At 34.2% G+C, this 15,510-nt stretch carries 13 protein-coding genes; 5 read left to right on the top strand and 8 right to left on the bottom strand.

The features are described from left to right. Window positions 1-4 precede the first annotated feature (4 nt). Complete coding sequence (locus M0214_RS01145) at window positions 5-970, top strand: D-2-hydroxyacid dehydrogenase (RefSeq protein WP_248723642.1); 966 nt, start codon at window positions 5-7, stop codon at window positions 968-970. Here the strand turns inward: M0214_RS01145 and M0214_RS01140 are convergent. From M0214_RS01140 to M0214_RS01120, 5 genes are read right to left on the bottom strand one after another with little or no spacing between them, the layout of a single operon-like run. After that, entirely contained in the window at window positions 967-1,656 is a 690-nt protein-coding gene (locus M0214_RS01140) for a lycopene cyclase domain-containing protein (protein WP_248723641.1), read from the bottom strand. The two genes, M0214_RS01145 and M0214_RS01140, sit on opposite strands and share 4 nt — an antisense overlap. A 1-nt stretch (window position 1,657) precedes the next feature. Beyond that, the gene (locus tag M0214_RS01135) at window positions 1,658-2,110 is read right to left on the bottom strand and encodes a sterol desaturase family protein (protein WP_248723640.1); all 453 of its coding nucleotides are present in this window, start codon (window positions 2,108-2,110) and stop codon (window positions 1,658-1,660) included. A gap of 17 nt (window positions 2,111-2,127) precedes the next feature. After that, entirely contained in the window at window positions 2,128-2,967 is an 840-nt protein-coding gene (locus M0214_RS01130; RefSeq protein ID WP_248723639.1) for a phytoene/squalene synthase family protein, read from the bottom strand. Then, entirely contained in the window at window positions 2,964-4,430 is a 1,467-nt protein-coding gene (locus M0214_RS01125) for an NAD(P)/FAD-dependent oxidoreductase (protein WP_248723638.1), read from the bottom strand. Before M0214_RS01125 ends, M0214_RS01130 begins: the two co-directional genes overlap by 4 nt. 48 nt (window positions 4,431-4,478) lie before the next feature. Further along, a complete protein-coding gene (locus M0214_RS01120; RefSeq protein ID WP_248723637.1) occupies window positions 4,479-5,381 on the bottom strand; it encodes a MerR family transcriptional regulator in 903 nt (300 codons plus the stop codon). Between the two features lie 178 nt (window positions 5,382-5,559). On the opposite strand from M0214_RS01120, the gene M0214_RS01115 reads away from it, so the two are divergent. Further along, window positions 5,560-7,821 carry a tetratricopeptide repeat protein gene (locus M0214_RS01115; RefSeq protein WP_248723636.1) on the top strand — a complete coding sequence of 754 codons (2,262 nt, stop codon included), beginning with the start codon at window positions 5,560-5,562 and terminating at the stop codon, window positions 7,819-7,821. Window positions 7,822-7,859: 38 nt separating this feature from the next. Here the strand turns inward: M0214_RS01115 and crcB are convergent, their stop codons facing one another. Continuing rightward, entirely contained in the window at window positions 7,860-8,228 is a 369-nt protein-coding gene (gene crcB / locus M0214_RS01110) for a fluoride efflux transporter CrcB (RefSeq protein ID WP_248723635.1), read from the bottom strand. Further along, complete coding sequence (locus M0214_RS01105) at window positions 8,229-9,251, bottom strand: GyrI-like domain-containing protein (RefSeq protein ID WP_248723634.1); 1,023 nt, start codon at window positions 9,249-9,251, stop codon at window positions 8,229-8,231. A gap of 255 nt (window positions 9,252-9,506) precedes the next feature. Between M0214_RS01105 and M0214_RS01100 the strand changes: the two genes are divergently transcribed. Both M0214_RS01100 and M0214_RS01090 read left to right on the top strand, forming a co-directional pair. Then, window positions 9,507-11,546, top strand: a complete 2,040-nt coding sequence (locus M0214_RS01100; protein WP_248723633.1) for a dipeptidyl peptidase 3 — start codon at window positions 9,507-9,509, stop codon at window positions 11,544-11,546. A 543-nt stretch (window positions 11,547-12,089) separates the two neighbouring features. Beyond that, window positions 12,090-12,476, top strand: a complete 387-nt coding sequence (locus M0214_RS01090) for a nucleoside triphosphate pyrophosphohydrolase family protein (RefSeq protein ID WP_248723631.1) — start codon at window positions 12,090-12,092, stop codon at window positions 12,474-12,476. 139 nt (window positions 12,477-12,615) lie between these two features. On the opposite strand, the gene M0214_RS01085 is transcribed toward M0214_RS01090, so the two are convergent. Beyond that, window positions 12,616-13,680, bottom strand: a complete 1,065-nt coding sequence (locus tag M0214_RS01085; protein WP_248723630.1) for a branched-chain amino acid aminotransferase — start codon at window positions 13,678-13,680, stop codon at window positions 12,616-12,618. 327 nt (window positions 13,681-14,007) lie between these two features. Between M0214_RS01085 and M0214_RS01080 the strand changes: the two genes are divergently transcribed. After that, window positions 14,008-15,345: a hypothetical protein gene (locus M0214_RS01080; protein WP_248723629.1), complete on the top strand. Its 1,338-nt coding sequence runs from the start codon at window positions 14,008-14,010 to the stop codon at window positions 15,343-15,345. The last annotated feature ends 165 nt before the right edge of the window (window positions 15,346-15,510 follow it).

Genomic DNA, 15,510 nt, shown 5'->3' with positions numbered 1-15,510 from the left:
TAAATTGAAAATTGTAGTTTTAGATGGGTACACATTAAACCCAGGAGACTTGAACTGGTCTGCTTTAGAAGCATATGGTGATTTAACAGTACATGATAGAACACCGTATGATGTAGAAACGGTTATCAAGACCATTGGAGATGCTCAAATAATATATACAAACAAAACACCTCTACCTAAAGAGGTGCTCGAAAAAGTACCACAAGTTAAGTTTATTGGGGTTTTAGCGACGGGCTATAATGTTGTTGATGTCGATACAGCTAAATCTTTAAGTATGATTGTAACTAACGTTCCTGCCTATAGTACTCAATCTGTAGCGCAATTTACAATGGCTTTGTTACTTGAAATGTGTCATAGAGTAGGTGACCATAGCAGAGCAGTCCATGATGAAGATTGGGTGAATTCGGTAGATTTTTGTTTTTGGAATTACCCTTTAATTGAGTTAGAAGGTAAAACACTTGGGATTATTGGTTTTGGACAAATAGGACAGGCTGTTGCCAGAGTAGCACAGGCTTTCGGTTTGAATATTTTAGTTTTTAGTAGAACGAAAAAAGCAGATTTTGAATCTGAAACTTTACAATTTGTTGATCTAGACTTATTATTTAAGAAATCTGATATTATTACGCTGCACTGCCCACTTTTTGATAGTACTCAAGGTATTATTAATTCTGCCAATATTAAAAAAATGAAAGATGGTGTTATGATTATTAATACAGCAAGAGGCGGCTTGGTCATAGAACAGGATTTAGCAGATGCTCTTAATTCCGGTAAACTAGCTGCAGCGGCTTTAGATGTTGTGTCGGTAGAGCCAATGCAATCTGATAATCCGTTGCTAAAAGCCAACAATTGTATTATCACTCCCCATATAGCTTGGGCTCCTAAAGAAGCTAGACTTCGATTATTAAATATTACGATTGATAATTTAAAGGCTTATTTAAACGGGAAACCTATTAACGTAGTTAACGTTTAAGACGTTTTTGGTTTATGAAGAAAAGACATTAAAAACAGGTGCATTAGTATTAATGAGAATGCGTATATACTGTCTTCAATAGGTATGGTGAATAACCTAATGCCTAGGTTTTCATAATCGTTATACCAGACCACTTGGTCTTCAATAAAACTCCCGGTTAAGATACCATTAACAATAAAAAATGGTATGAGCATCACTAAAAAAGTGAGAAAGAATGAACTTAGTAGTTCAGGTTTTTTTGTGACACATAAAAAAGTTAAAACTAAAGCTAAAGAGTAATTTATTAAGGTATACCATTTATCAAAATTGTAGATTACCAATACGGCAAAAAGTAGTATGAGGATATAGCTTATAAGCTTAGTGAACCCGCTAGAGAGTTTCATGTTCGGGAAATAGTACAAGAGTGCAAAATGGGTAAATACACAAGCGTAGGGAATACAGATAAAGAATAGCCATTCTTCAAGAGGTAAATTGAATATGGTAACTCCTAGTAGGTATTTACTATTAAAGCCCCAAAACCCATTTACAGTAAAAATGATATCCCATGGAATGAAGATAAGCATGGTAATTCCCATACTGATAAACAGGGACTTCCAGAAAGAGTAAAATTTTAGTTTAGGATGAAAACTAAATAAAAATGGAACACTTATAGAACCTAAATTAAGTAATAGGTACAAGTAGTTCATTTTAGATTTTTTTAAAGTATTTAAAAGGTACGAATAGCATACCGAAGCATTCGCTGTCTTTTTTACCAATATTTTTGTGGTGTATTTTATGGGCTCTCCTAACACCTTTAGCATACCAGTTGTTTACGTTTCTGAACATTTTAAAACGTTGGTGAATGAAAATATCATGGACCACGAAATAGGATATGCCATAAGCTAAAATCCCTAAACCAATAGGTAGTCCAGCCCAAAAATCGTTGAATTCCCAAAGTAAAATATTAGTAATACTCACAACGGCATAGAAGATAAAGAACAGGTCATTACGTTCAAACCAACTATCATGGTCTTTTTTATGATGGTCTTTATGCAAACTCCAAAGAAAACCATGCATGATATATTTGTGGGTAAACCATGCCATGAATTCCATGATACAATAAGCGCCTAAAAAAATGATAATCCAAAGTAATGTTTGCATAAGTGAGTGTGATTTAATCACATTAAATTTAATTGATATTTTACATAACTACGCATCAAAAGTTCAATTTTTTTTGGGTTAGATACTCTTATGCGAGTCGTTTTTATTTGTAATGCTGGTGTTTTCTTGAGTTTTTTTAGTAATTGTCTGTAATATCTATAAGCCATAAAAACACCAAACTTTGCCTCCATAGGTAATTTTTTAATCCCTTTTAGACCTTCAGCAAAGTCTGCCTCAATATCATCTATAATGTCTTGTTTGGAATACTCATCAAGATTAGATAGGTCTGCATTTGGAAAATAGCTTCTATTCAATTCATCGAAATCAGCTTTTAAGTCTCTTAAGAAATTTACCTTTTGGAACGCAGAACCAAGGGACATGGCGGTATCTTTTAGTTCATTGTATTTTTTATCGTCACCTTTAACAAATACTTTTAAACACATTAAGCCTACAACATCGGCAGAACCATATATGTACTCTTTATATTCTGTGTCGGTGAGGTAGTTGGTTTTGTGTAAATCAAGACGCATGCTTTTCATGAAAGCATTTACAAGCGATTTGTCTATGTTGTATTTGTGGAATGTATATTGAAATGAATTCAATATTGGGTTTAAACTTAACTTGTCTTCTAGTGCTTGTTCTAAGTCTTTAGTAAAACTATTAAACAGTCTTTCTTTGTCATAATCATGGAAAGTATCAACTATTTCGTCAGCTAGTCTTACAAAACCATAAATATTATAGATGTCATTACGTATAGAATTTGATAACATTTTAGTAGCTAAAGAGAACGAAGTACTGTAAGTCTTAGTTACTGTTTTGCTACAGTTGTAGGATATGGAATCGAATAATTGTTTCATAGTTGATGATGTTTGGTTATTAATTCTGCGACTAGTTTTCCAGAAATCAAAGATGGAGGCACACCAGGACCAGGAACAGTAAGCTGTCCTGTAAAATACAAATTTTTTACCTTCTTGCTCTTAAGTTTTGGTCGTAAAAAGGCGGTTTGTAATAAGGTGTTGGCCATTCCATAGGCATTTCCTTTGTATGAGTTATAGTCTTTTTCAAAATCTTTTACACAAAAAGACTCTTTGAAAATTATGCTATTTCTAACCTCTTGAGATGTTAGGTCTTCAAATCTTTCTATTATTTTATTGAAATACGTAGTTCTTAATTTTTCGGTGTCTTCTAGTCCAGGAGCTAAGGGTATTAGGAAAATTCCAGCCTCTTTACCTTCTGGAGCAGAACTATCATCTGTCATGCTAGGGAAACTAGCATAGAATAGAGGTTCTTCGGGCCATTTAGGGTTATCGTAAATGGCGTTGGCATGAATGTCAAAGTCCACATCAAAGAATAAAGTATGGTGGTCTACATTTTTTAATTTTTTGTCAAAGCCTACATAAAATAGTAGTGCAGATGGAGCAAAGACACGCTTTATCCAGTAGTTTTCGCTATATTGTCTATAAGGTTTGTCCAATAAAGTTTCAGAATGCCAATAATCTGCACCACTTAAAATAACATCTGCACTGTGTATCATGTTATTGGCAATAACACTTAAAGCCTTTCCTTTAGAAACGTTTATTTTTGAAACTGCTGAATTTGTTTGGATTTTCACACCTAAATCCTTAGCCAATTGTTCCATGGCTAAAATAACTTGGTACATTCCTTTTTTTGGATGGAACGTCCCCATACCAAAATCGGCATAATTCATAAAGTTATAGAAAGATGGAGTGTTACTTGGTTTGGCTCCCAAAAATAATACTGGGAATTCAAGTATTTTCCTGAGTTTATCACTCTTAAAACGCTTTCTTACATCTCGCTTAACGTTACTGACAAATTGGTTAAGGCGAGTCATTGTTGTAAGCGAAACTAGTTCAAGAGGAGAAACACCAGGCTTGTAGACCAAATCCTTAATAGCAATGTCATAATTCGTTTTGGCTTTGTGAATAAACTTTTTTAGGCTTAAGGCGCTCCCTTTTTCATTAGATTCAAAGGTTTCTGATATTTTTTCTAAGGAATCATCAATGGTTATTAAGTCGTTTTTTCCAAAGTAAACACTGTAAGCAGGACTGAGTTTGTCTAGTGTGTAATAATCAGATGGTTTTTTATTGAAGTCATTAAAAAATCTTTCAAATACATCTGGCATCCAATACCAGGTTGGACCGATATCGAAAGTAAAACCATCCTTTTTTAATTGTCTTGCTCTACCACCAATGGTCGCATTTTTCTCTAGTATTGTAACTTCATATCCAGCCTTTGCTAAGTAACACGAAGCTGCTAGTGAAGAAAACCCAGAACCGATTATTAAAATTGTCTTTTTCATTTTGTTTAACAAAAATATAAAAAAGTTAAACAAAAAGAAATTTATAAGCTAAAATTTTTCTACTAACTCCTCTATGTTATTAAAAATAGTGACTTTTTCTGGTAGTTTGAAATCTTCTAGGCCATTTAATTTTTGTCCTAAGAGATAAAGTTCATTATTACTGTAGTCTTTAAGTAATAAATCATGGAAGTCGTTTATGTAATCTGGTATCTTCTCAAGTTCAGGATATACTGTAAAATAAGATATGAAAGTTATTTCACTGAAAAATTCAATGACACTAGTAAGACTCTCTACAGGTACACTTTCGCCAAGGAATATGGTGTGGAACCCTTTGCTCCTAAGTTGGTAATTGATAAACAATAAACCTATATCATGTATCTCGTGGTCTGGGAGGTACAATATATAAGTTTTAGAATTGGGCTTAGGCTCAAGGCTCTGTAGTCTTTCAATATTTAAAAGTATTTTCTGTTTTATGTGAACAGATAGAAAGTGTTCATGAGCTGGGGTTATCGTGCTTGTTTGCCACAATATGCCTATTTCGTTTAACAAGGGACGAAAAACAGTATAAAAAATATCACTGAAAGTTTTATTTTCGATCAGGTTGTTATAGGTATTGTAAAATAATACTTGATCGAAATTAATCATTGCCATTTTTAAAGCATTAATGGCATGGTCTTCTACCTTAGATCTGGATGCAATTTCTCTTACTTTGATTGGTATTTCTTCCTCTCTAAGATTAGCGATTTTAGATATTTTGTAGCCGTTATTATTTAAAAAGGAGATATTGAGTAGCTTTTGAAAACTTCCTATGCTGTAACTTCTTATGTTTGTGTCCGATCTATTAGGTTGCAACAAATTATAGCGCTTCTCCCATATTCTTATGGTGTGCGCCTTTATACCCGTTAGGTTTTCAAGGTCTTTAATGCTAAAATTAACTTGTATGTTGTTCATTAAAAATAGATATAAGTTAAACAAAATTACGAATTTTAATGCTCTGATTCTAGTAAAAGCTTGAAAAAGTTAATTATTTGATGAAAATTATATTTATTTAATCATATTATTTTCTTTGATACGACCATTGCAAAGCATATTTTTGAATACTTTTATTGGTCAACACTTAGTGATTTTTATGTATTCAACTTCTTTGTTATTTCGGTCGCTTGCTGCTGGGGTCTTATTTGTTTTTTTTACATCGTTTTTCTCGTGTAATGAAAAGAAGCCAAGTTATGTTGACGCCAAAGATGGTGATGTTTTCGTTTCGGACCATTTAATTCCGGATAGTAACTTTTTGGGAGATAAAGTTTGTGCGGAATGTCATAAAGGAGAATCAGAGGAGTGGGAAGGGTCGCATCATGATAAAGCTATGCAGGTAGCTGACAAAAATACAGTTATTGGTAATTTCAATGACACAACTTTTACAAGTCAAGATGTAAAATCCAGATTTTTCACAAAAGACAATGGATTCTATGTTAATACCGAAGGGCCTGATGGTGAATACCATGACTATAAAATTGAATACACTTTTGGTTTAACACCTCTGCAACAATATATCGTTAAGTTTCCAAATGGTCATTACCAGTGTTTAAGAACAGCCTGGGATACCGAGAAAAATAAGTGGTTCGATTTATATCCAGATTTTAAAGTGATTCACTCAGAGTGGTTGCATTGGTCTCGGGGAGGGCTTAACTGGAACAACATGTGCTCAGACTGTCATTCTACTAACGTTAGAAAGAATTATGATCAAGCTACTCATAGTTATAATACCAAATATGCCATAATCAATGTGAATTGCGAAGCCTGTCATGGACCAGGGAAAAATCACGTGAATCAAGTTAAGGAGCTTGGTGAGCAATATAAATCCACAGAAAGTATGTGGATGACTTCAAAAACACCGCCTAAAACATTGGTAGATCAATGTGCTCGATGCCATATGCGCAGGGAGCAATATTCTTCACATTTTAATTTCGAAGGAACAACTTTAGACCATTATTTTCCGCAGTTATTGACGAACAATTTATACCATCCAGATGGCCAAATTCTGGACGAGGTTTATGTATATGGATCTTTTGTACAAAGTAAGATGTATCAAAACGATGTAACTTGCACAGACTGTCATAATGCTCATAGCCTAAAATTAAAATTTGAAGGAAATGCACTTTGTTTGCAATGCCATGAAAAACCAAAATACGATGTGTCATCCCATCATTTTCATGAGATAGATTCTGAAGGTGCTAAGTGTATAAATTGCCATATGGATGGTAAGTTTTATATGGGTAATGATTATAGGAGGGATCATAGTTTTAGAATTCCAAGACCAGACCAGAGTTTAAAATATGGTACTCCAAATGCTTGTGTGAGTTGTCATGATGATAAAACTAATGAATGGGCCTTGGATCATTTTAAGAAGAATTATGGCGAGCCAGATAGTAATCATTTTTCAGATTTGCTTGCACCCGGTATTGCTGGAGAAACCAACGGTTATGAGAGTTTGTTGGCTCTTGCGCACGATACTATTTACCCAAATATTGCTAGAGCTTCTGCAATTAATAACATGGCAAATTATTATAGCGCCGATGCCATAGAAAACATGCTGCAGTTTTTACAAGATGATTCGCCCCTTGTGCGTGGAGCTACACTAGATGTACTTGGGGAAATTACTAATGTCGACTATATTAATTACTTTTTGCCTCTTTTAAAAGATGAAAAAAGAAGTGTTAGGGTTAAAGCTTTCTTTGCACTGGGTAATTTAAATTCACAGCAAGTACCTCCAGAGTATAAGGAAATCTACAATAAGGTAAAAAAGGAATTTGAAACGCATTTGCGGGTTACATCAGATTTTGCTGGAGGGAGAGCCAAGCGGGGTAGTTTCTTTTTGAAACAAGGTGATGTGCCAAATGCCATTAAATCTTATGAAAGTGCTCTTGAGATTGATAACCAAAATAATATTATACGTACTAACCTGGCGAACTTGTACTACAGAAATGGACAATTAAAAGAGTCTGAGGAAGCTTTTAAAACTGTCATTTCTCAGGAACCAGAATTTGGACAAACATATTATTCTTATGCGTTACTTTTAGGTGAACAAAATAGAAACGAAGAAGCCATAGAGCAAATGGAGCTTGCGATTAAGTATATGCCTGATAATATAAGGTTCTACTATAACTTAAGCCTTTTGTATGATAAGGTAAATAATTTGAAAAAAGCAGAGACTACTATTGTTAAGGGGCTAGAAATTTCTCCACAAAACGGAGATTTGCTATATGTGTTAGCCTATATATATCAGAAAGGAGGGCAAATCAATAAAGCTAGAAATATTGCTAAACAACTTATTGAACTATATCCAAATAACAGACAATATATGGCTCTGCTAAATGGTTTAAGCGGTGCGTAATTTTATTTTTAAATTGTAATCATTAGTTTTTTGGTATATTACGGCCTAACCAAAAACATGCCCAAAAACACTGCTAAAAATCCAACGGTAAAGCTAGTAACAGTATATATCGCAAAGCTTGTGAAGTCTCCAGATTTTAAGAATATATGATTTTCGTAAGCAAATGTTGAAAATGTAGTGAAACCTCCACAGAAACCCGTTGCAAGTAACAAGGTTTGGCTTTGGTTTAAAGTATTGTTTCTAGCTGCTAATCCTAGTATAATACCAATGAGCAAGCTGCCTAAAATGTTTGCTGCAAACGTGCCATAAGGTATTCCGGTTTCGCTGTTGTTTAAATACTTGCCAAGAATGTAGCGGAGCACGCTACCAAAACCTCCGCCAATAAAAACGAAAAAAAGCTGTTTCATTTACTTTATAGGGATATAAATTTCGGTAATCCAATCCCCTGGGTTAGGAAAATCCCCTGGGTCATTAACATAGATTTCAAAGGGTTTCATTTCAGATAATACCATATTATTTTCTGTTACATGTTGCATAGCGGCCTCCCAAGCCTTTGGTAAGTTACTGTAATTGCCCTTAAGTGTTGTTTTAAGAACTTTTAATTTAGGTATGAAGCCACATATAATATCGCTTTCTTTTTCAACTTTAACCTTACTCATAATAGGAATGGCATTGCTCATGATGATACTCCCATTTTCAGGATTCATTTCATTGTAGATAGTAAAAGGCATACCGTTGGCAACAATGTTGTTTTTTGCCATATAGCTCATAATATCTCCATACTGTTTACCCATTATTTGACTGATATTGGCGCCGGTTGCTGCTGTTGTCTTGTACATGTAAAAACCGCCACCATATTCTGTTTCTCCATCAATATGTATTGAAAACTTTTTCATATTGGAGCTTATAACACTATCCAGTTTAAACAGGCCTCTCTCAAAATCTGGACCTGTATTGTCTTCAATGGTACCCATAAAAGTGGTGTATATCTTGGTCATAAAATCTTGTTCCCCTTTCATGCCCCAAGTCACCTTGGTGCCCTCGTTGGTCTTTTCAAAAGTCCAATTGATATTAGATTGAGATTCAAAAGGTTTTATGAATTCAATACGCTGCGCAATGGACTTGTTTTCTGTTGCATCAATGGTTTTCATACTTCCTTCACCTAGAATTTTACCGTTCCAAGCATAACTACCATCAACACCAGAGGTAACATCACCAAAAGTAAGTTTAGCATTAGGTTCTTTCTCTATCCAAGGTGAAAAACTAGGCCAATTTTTAAAATCATTTACCTCTTCAAAAAGCAAGGAGGCTGGAGCTTGAATTATTCTGCTCCTGGAAAATTCATAATTATTTGGTTGAACCGCTATGTAGATAGATGTACCTATGATAATTATGAGCAACAGAAATAAGATATATTTAAGAGCTTTCATGAATGTGTCTATTAATTTAAAAATCTTTAAGTAATCTTACAGAAAAATAGACTCATGTAAGATAACATGTTAAATATTTATTTCGTTTTAGGGAGTTAGGTGGTTGGTCAATCAAAGATAATCATTTTTAATTGTCATTAAAGTATGTTTTTTAATATCTGTTTATAGTTAAATAATGTATTTTTGTTTTAATTAATAATCATAATCTTTTTTTGATTCAAATTTTAGATATTTAATAATAAATAAACTTACAAAATGAAACTAAATACCGTTTTAAGTACCTTATGTCTTGCAGCTTTGTTTTTTGGGTGTATTGATGCAAAAAGCGAAAAGAACCCAGCTACTGCCGAAGTAGTAGAAAATTCTAAATTCAATTACAATGTTGAGCAGTTTGCAGATTTAAAAATTTTAAGGTACCAAATTCCAGGGTGGGAACAATTAACTTTGAAAGAGCAAAAATTAGTATACTACTTAGTTCAGGCCGGTTTAAGTGGTAGGGATATTATGTGGGATCAAAACTATCGTCACAACCTAACCATAAGGAAGGCTCTAGAAAATATCTTCACAACATATACAGGTGATAAAAAATCCAGTGAATGGAATGCTTTCGAAGTGTACTTGAAGCGTGTTTGGTTCAGTAATGGCATTCATCATCACTACTCAAACGATAAGTTGAAGCCAGACTTTTCACCGGCTTACTTCAAACAGCTATTGGCAGAAACAAATACGGTTTTAGAAGGAGAGGCGTTCGATGTAATTTTTAATGACCTTGATTCAAAAAAGGTAAATCAAAGTAAAGGTGTTGATAATGTTGCTCTGTCTGCAGTAAATTTTTATGGACCTAATGTTACTAATGCAGATGTGGAAAGTTTCTATGCTGCAAAAAAATCACCCAATCCAGAACAGCCGCTATCTTTTGGTTTAAATTCTCAGCTAGTTAAAGAAAACGGTGTTTTAAAAGAGCGTACTTATAAATCAGGTGGACTTTATGGTAGTGCTATTGATGAAATTGTAAAATGGTTAGAGTTAGCTGTTGGTGTAGCTGAAAATGAAGCTCAGGGAAAAGCATTGGAGTTATTGATAGCTTACTACAAAACAGGTGATCTTCAAACATGGGACGATTATAATGTAGCTTGGACTAATGCCACAGATGGTAATATAGATTACATAAATAGTTTTATTGAAGTGTACAATGATCCGCTTGGATATAGAGGCTCATACGAAAATATTGTTCAGATTAATGATTTTGACATGTCTCAAAAAATGAAAGTGCTATCTGATAATGCACAATGGTTTGAAGATAATTCGTCAATAATGGAAGAGCACAAAAAAGCTAATGTGGTAGGAGTAACCTATAAGGTTGTTAATGTAGCTGGAGAAGCTGGAGATGCCTCGCCAAGTACTCCTATTGGTGTGAACTTACCTAATGCAAATTGGATAAGAGCAGAAGTAGGAAGTAAATCGGTCTCTCTAGGAAATATTATTCAAGCTTACAATAATGCAGGTAGTTCAGGAAGGTTAAAGGAATTTGTTCATGATCAAGAAGAGTATGATTTAGAGGAAAAATATGGGCAATTAGCCGATAAACTTCATACGGCGTTACACGAGGTGATTGGGCATGCCTCTGGAAAATTAAACCCAGGAGTTGGTGAAACCAAAGAGACACTAAAAAATTATGCCTCCACACTAGAAGAAGGAAGAGCAGATTTAGTAGGGCTTTATTATTTGTACAATCCTAAATTGCAAGAATTAGGTTTAGTTGAAGATTGGAAAGCGGTTGGGAAGGCTGCATACGATAATTACATTCGTAATGGTTTGCTCATGCAGCTAATAAGACTAAATCTAGGCGATGACGTTGAAGAGGCTCACATGCGAAACAGGCAATGGGTAAGTGCATGGGTTTTGGAAAAAGGAGAACAGGATAATGTCATTGAAAAAGTAACAAGAGAGGGCAAGACATTCTTTAATATAACTGATTATGATAAGTTACATAGTCTTTTTGGAGAGTTATTAAGAGAAACACAACGTATAAAATCTGAAGGTGATTACGCTGCAGTAGAGGCTTTAGTAGAAGGTTACGGTGTTAAGGTAGATCAAGATATTCATGCAGAGGTTTTAGAAAGAAACAAGCAATTTACCTCGGCACCATATTCAGGGTTTGTGAATCCGGTTTTGGTTGCTGATAAAAATGAATCAGGCGAAATAATCGCTATTAAAGTAATACAACCAGAGGCATTTACATCTCAAATGTTAGACTATAGCAAAAACTATAGTTTCTTGCCAGAAGTGAATTAAAACTAATTTTTTAGTAAAAAATAAGAACGGATTTCTGTTTCAGGGATCTGTTCTTTTATTTACACTAAATACCAGTAAGAGTAGATTAATTACTAAGAGAATGGAGATAATTAATAGCGTCTTCATATTTAATAGTTGGTTTAGTTATTAACTAGATGTACAGGACAAAAAAAGGTTGCGTTGATTATTGCTTTTATTTATTAAACAGTTTAAAACATGTTTTTCCTACCTTCTTTTTTTTGATTTTTCCACTCTACGAGTCATGTGCTACTAAACCATATAGCTTGGTAAATATTTAAAGCGAACTTAATAAATTTATTTAAAGAAAAATTTTATGGCAGCTATGAAGAGAATAAAGGAGATAAAGGCAATAAGAATCCATACGCTTCCGGCATAAAAGCGTTTATGGAGCTTTAAATCTTTTCTGTAGGTAAATGCAATAATTATTGCAAAGACAATAAAAAATAAAATTCCAAAAATGATTTGACCTTTACTAAACATATAATTATTTTTATGCAAAAGTAAATAATTAGATTAATATCTATGAAAGATAAAATTGAAGCGGTCAAAGCATTCCATACAGCATTTAAAATAGGGCACAGAGAAAGTCCTAAAGCCAATCTGGGATCAGAAAAAAATATGTTGCGTTACAAATTAATGCGTGAAGAGAATGAGGAGTATTTAGACGCCGCCAACGATGGCGATTTAGTTGAGGTAGCCGATGCTCTTGGAGATATGCTTTACATTTTATGTGGTACTATTATTGAACATGGTATGCAATATAAAATTGAAGAAGTTTTTGAAGAAATTCAACGTAGTAATATGAGTAAACTGGGTGAAGATGGTGAGCCCATTTATAGAGAAGATGGAAAGGTGTTAAAAGGGCCCAATTACTTCAAGCCAAATATTGAAGCTATTTTAAACAAATAAGAATGTTTGCCCTGAACTAACAAACTGAACAATACACAAATGTTGATTCAGTTTCTTATTGAAGATATAAAAAAAGAGAAGTATTTTGCTTCTCTTTTTTGTTACGATTCTCTTTCCCTTTGGAAAGGATAACGAATGTCTATACCTTAAAACGCCATCCAAAAGGGTCTTCGGTTTTATTGGTTTGAATGTCTGTAATACGTTTTTTTAAGAAACTTGCATACGTATCATTTAACTTCGGTAATTCGTAGTCTGTGCCTTTGTATCCAAACGCAGAAATCGGTGAAACTACGGCAGCCGTACCGGCACCAAACATTTCTTTTAGCGTTCCATTTTTTGCAGCTTCAACAACTTCTGTTACCGTTATCTTTTTAACTTCTACATCGATACCTTCAGATTCTGCTAATTCAATAATGCTTTTCCGCGTAATACCATCAAGGATCCTATCACTTGTTGGAGCTGTAATCAAAGTATCATTTATCCTAACAAAAATGTTCATAGCACCAGCTTCCTCGATGTATTCATGTGTGTTATCGTCGGTCCAAATAACCTGATGATAACCTTTGGCTTTTGCTAATTGCGTTGGATAAAACTGTCCAGCGTAATTTCCACCTGCTTTTGCAAACCCAACACCGCCATTTGCAGACCTAGAATAAGTTTCTTCAATGAGAACTTTTACATCACCGGAAAAATAAGATCCAGAAGGAGCAGTACAGATTATAAATTTATATTCATCTGCAGGAGACGCATGAAATCCTTGTCCGGATGCAAAAACAAACGGACGAATATATAATGAACTTCCATCATTTGTTGGAATCCAATCTTTATCAAGTTCTAATAACGCTTTCAGTCCCTCCATGAAATATGCTTCAGGCAATTCCGGAATTGATAGACGTTTAGACGAAATATTTAAACGCTTAAAGTTATCTAAAGGACGAAATAACCAGACATTTTGATCTACATCTTTGTATGCTTTCATGCCTTCAAAGACGGACTGTCCGTAATGGAAAATCTTTGCAGAAGGGTCTAATGTGATAGGTTGATAAGGCGTGATTTTTGGTGCATGCCATTTACCATCTTTATAATCACATACCAACATGTGGTCAGAAAACACACTTCCAAACGTCAAATTGTCAAAGTCTACCTCATTAATCTTAGAAGACTCTGCTTTTATAATCTCAATGTTATTGATTATTGCGTTCATAATCTCGTTGTTTTACAGGACAAAGTTAAAATAAAAAGGTTAAAAAAAGGTGTCTTTGCTTAAATCATTTAAAATTGAAATTTTGAAGTTATTCAACCAATAGTCGTTTTGTTTTTTTGTACTTAAATATTGGTTTTTTCAAAAGGAAAATTCAAAGAATAATAACTAATTAAGCTTGGTTTAGGATGTGTTTTGGTGCAGAGCGTACTACTTCAGATTATAATTCTACATAGTTTATTAAGAGAATAAGCATACATACACTACAGGACACAAACTAAATGTCTTTAAACGATATTTGTTATGATAATGATGATTAAACATAATTATATGAAATTATTCAGACTTACAGTTTTTAGTTTGTTTTTGGTTAGTCAATTATTTTTGAATTGCCAAAAAAGTGGGGATATCGAAGAGGCACCTGAAGTTGAAATGCCTGAGGAAAAAGAAGAAGAAGTAGAAGAACCAAAAGAAGAAACCCCTGAAGCACCAGAGGCTTTTGATATCATATCTGAATCTAACCCAAGGGTTACTACGCATCATTTACAATCTGGGCCATCAGGTTTTCAAATAGGAATTACCTCAAATGGTGGAGGAGTGATAAACGAGGTGGTTATTCCTGGTTTGGGAGATATTATGGGACCAGAATCAGATAGGTATGGTAGAGCAGGGCAGGTGGCCATTAGAGATGCATCTCATGGTGGTAGATACAACCCTACTCAGGCCGGCTTTTTTGAAACCTTAGGTTCACCATGTGCAATTACACAAACAGAAGATGGAAAAAAATTAATTGTGGAGCCTAGGCCTATGGCGCTTTGGCATGGCGATGGACAATATGATTTTACGCGCTGGGAAAATATTGGAGAGGACCCATATAGAAATGACGGAGGAAATTCTGATGAAGATGGACTTGACGAAGAGGGGTTGGAAGGTAAACAATTGGATGAGGTTAAAAGTGAATTTGATTATTATGGAACCTATGAAGATATTTCAGGACAATACGGAATATCTATAGGTATCGTAAAACACTATTATCAAATTTCATTTATTCGTCCTCCTGGGCATTGTATCAACCAACATCGTGCAGGTACAAAATTGTGGAATCCAGATGCTGTACAATCAGATATTTCTATAAAGGCCCCAAGTGGTGTACATCCAGGTTCTGATAAGGATATGAATGTAATGACTGGTGTTTGGTCTCTTAGACATGACAGGAGTGTATGGACTACAAAATATTTGTATTACAGGAAAACGAATGGACAATGGGCTATTACAGACAAAGAGAGTGTTGGTAGTGGTTTTCCAGATGCTGATAATACCGTTTTTATACTTTCCGATTCTAATACAGAAACCGAAGGAAAGGCCTTAGGCTTATATCAACCTAAAACAGATGTTAACAAAAATGTGATTATTGGCGTTAATGAAACCGATAATAGTATAGCCTACAAGGATTTTAGGGGAAACCTTATCAAATTGAATTACGATTTAAAAAGGATTCCAACTATGAGTAAATACGGATTTTCAAATAGGATTAGAGGGATGATCAATAGAACGCAATTAGACGATAATGTTTATGAGGCCTATAGAAATGAAGTCTATATAATTTACGGAACTCCAAAAGAAATAAAAGATGCTATAGCTCTTTTAGATGTAGGTTTAAATATCTAAGCAAACCTTCCACGAACCCTACCTATTAATCCTAGTTTTTGTGCAGGTAGAAAATGTTTGCTAGGCATAATCTTTTTTTGAAGAAAAGACCTTGTGATCTGTTGTTTTTAATTTATTAATCTAGTCGTTTTAAGGGGATGACTCAAAGCATAAAGGTTAAAAAGC

Origin of the sequence: Seonamhaeicola sp. ML3, assembly GCF_023273855.1 — a bacterium.
Lineage (GTDB): Bacteria > Bacteroidota > Bacteroidia > Flavobacteriales > Flavobacteriaceae > Seonamhaeicola.
This window is presented reverse-complemented; position numbering and strand designations above follow the sequence as displayed.

What these genes read in the sequence shown, in the direction of transcription:
- M0214_RS01140 (WP_248723641.1), bottom strand. Translation starts at nt 1,656, where the DNA reads ATGAACTACTTGTACCTATTACTTAATTTAGGTTCTATAAGTGTTCCA.
- M0214_RS01135 (WP_248723640.1), bottom strand. Translation starts at nt 2,110, where the DNA reads ATGCAAACATTACTTTGGATTATCATTTTTTTAGGCGCTTATTGTATC.
- M0214_RS01130 (WP_248723639.1), bottom strand. Translation starts at nt 2,967, where the DNA reads ATGAAACAATTATTCGATTCCATATCCTACAACTGTAGCAAAACAGTA.
- M0214_RS01125 (WP_248723638.1), bottom strand. Translation starts at nt 4,430, where the DNA reads ATGAAAAAGACAATTTTAATAATCGGTTCTGGGTTTTCTTCACTAGCA.
- M0214_RS01120 (WP_248723637.1), bottom strand. Translation starts at nt 5,381, where the DNA reads ATGAACAACATACAAGTTAATTTTAGCATTAAAGACCTTGAAAACCTA.
- M0214_RS01115 (WP_248723636.1), top strand. Translation starts at nt 5,560, where the DNA reads ATGTATTCAACTTCTTTGTTATTTCGGTCGCTTGCTGCTGGGGTCTTA.
- crcB (WP_248723635.1), bottom strand. Translation starts at nt 8,228, where the DNA reads ATGAAACAGCTTTTTTTCGTTTTTATTGGCGGAGGTTTTGGTAGCGTG.
- M0214_RS01105 (WP_248723634.1), bottom strand. Translation starts at nt 9,251, where the DNA reads ATGAAAGCTCTTAAATATATCTTATTTCTGTTGCTCATAATTATCATA.
- M0214_RS01100 (WP_248723633.1), top strand. Translation starts at nt 9,507, where the DNA reads ATGAAACTAAATACCGTTTTAAGTACCTTATGTCTTGCAGCTTTGTTT.
- M0214_RS01090 (WP_248723631.1), top strand. Translation starts at nt 12,090, where the DNA reads ATGAAAGATAAAATTGAAGCGGTCAAAGCATTCCATACAGCATTTAAA.
- M0214_RS01085 (WP_248723630.1), bottom strand. Translation starts at nt 13,680, where the DNA reads ATGAACGCAATAATCAATAACATTGAGATTATAAAAGCAGAGTCTTCT.
- M0214_RS01080 (WP_248723629.1), top strand. Translation starts at nt 14,008, where the DNA reads ATGAAATTATTCAGACTTACAGTTTTTAGTTTGTTTTTGGTTAGTCAA.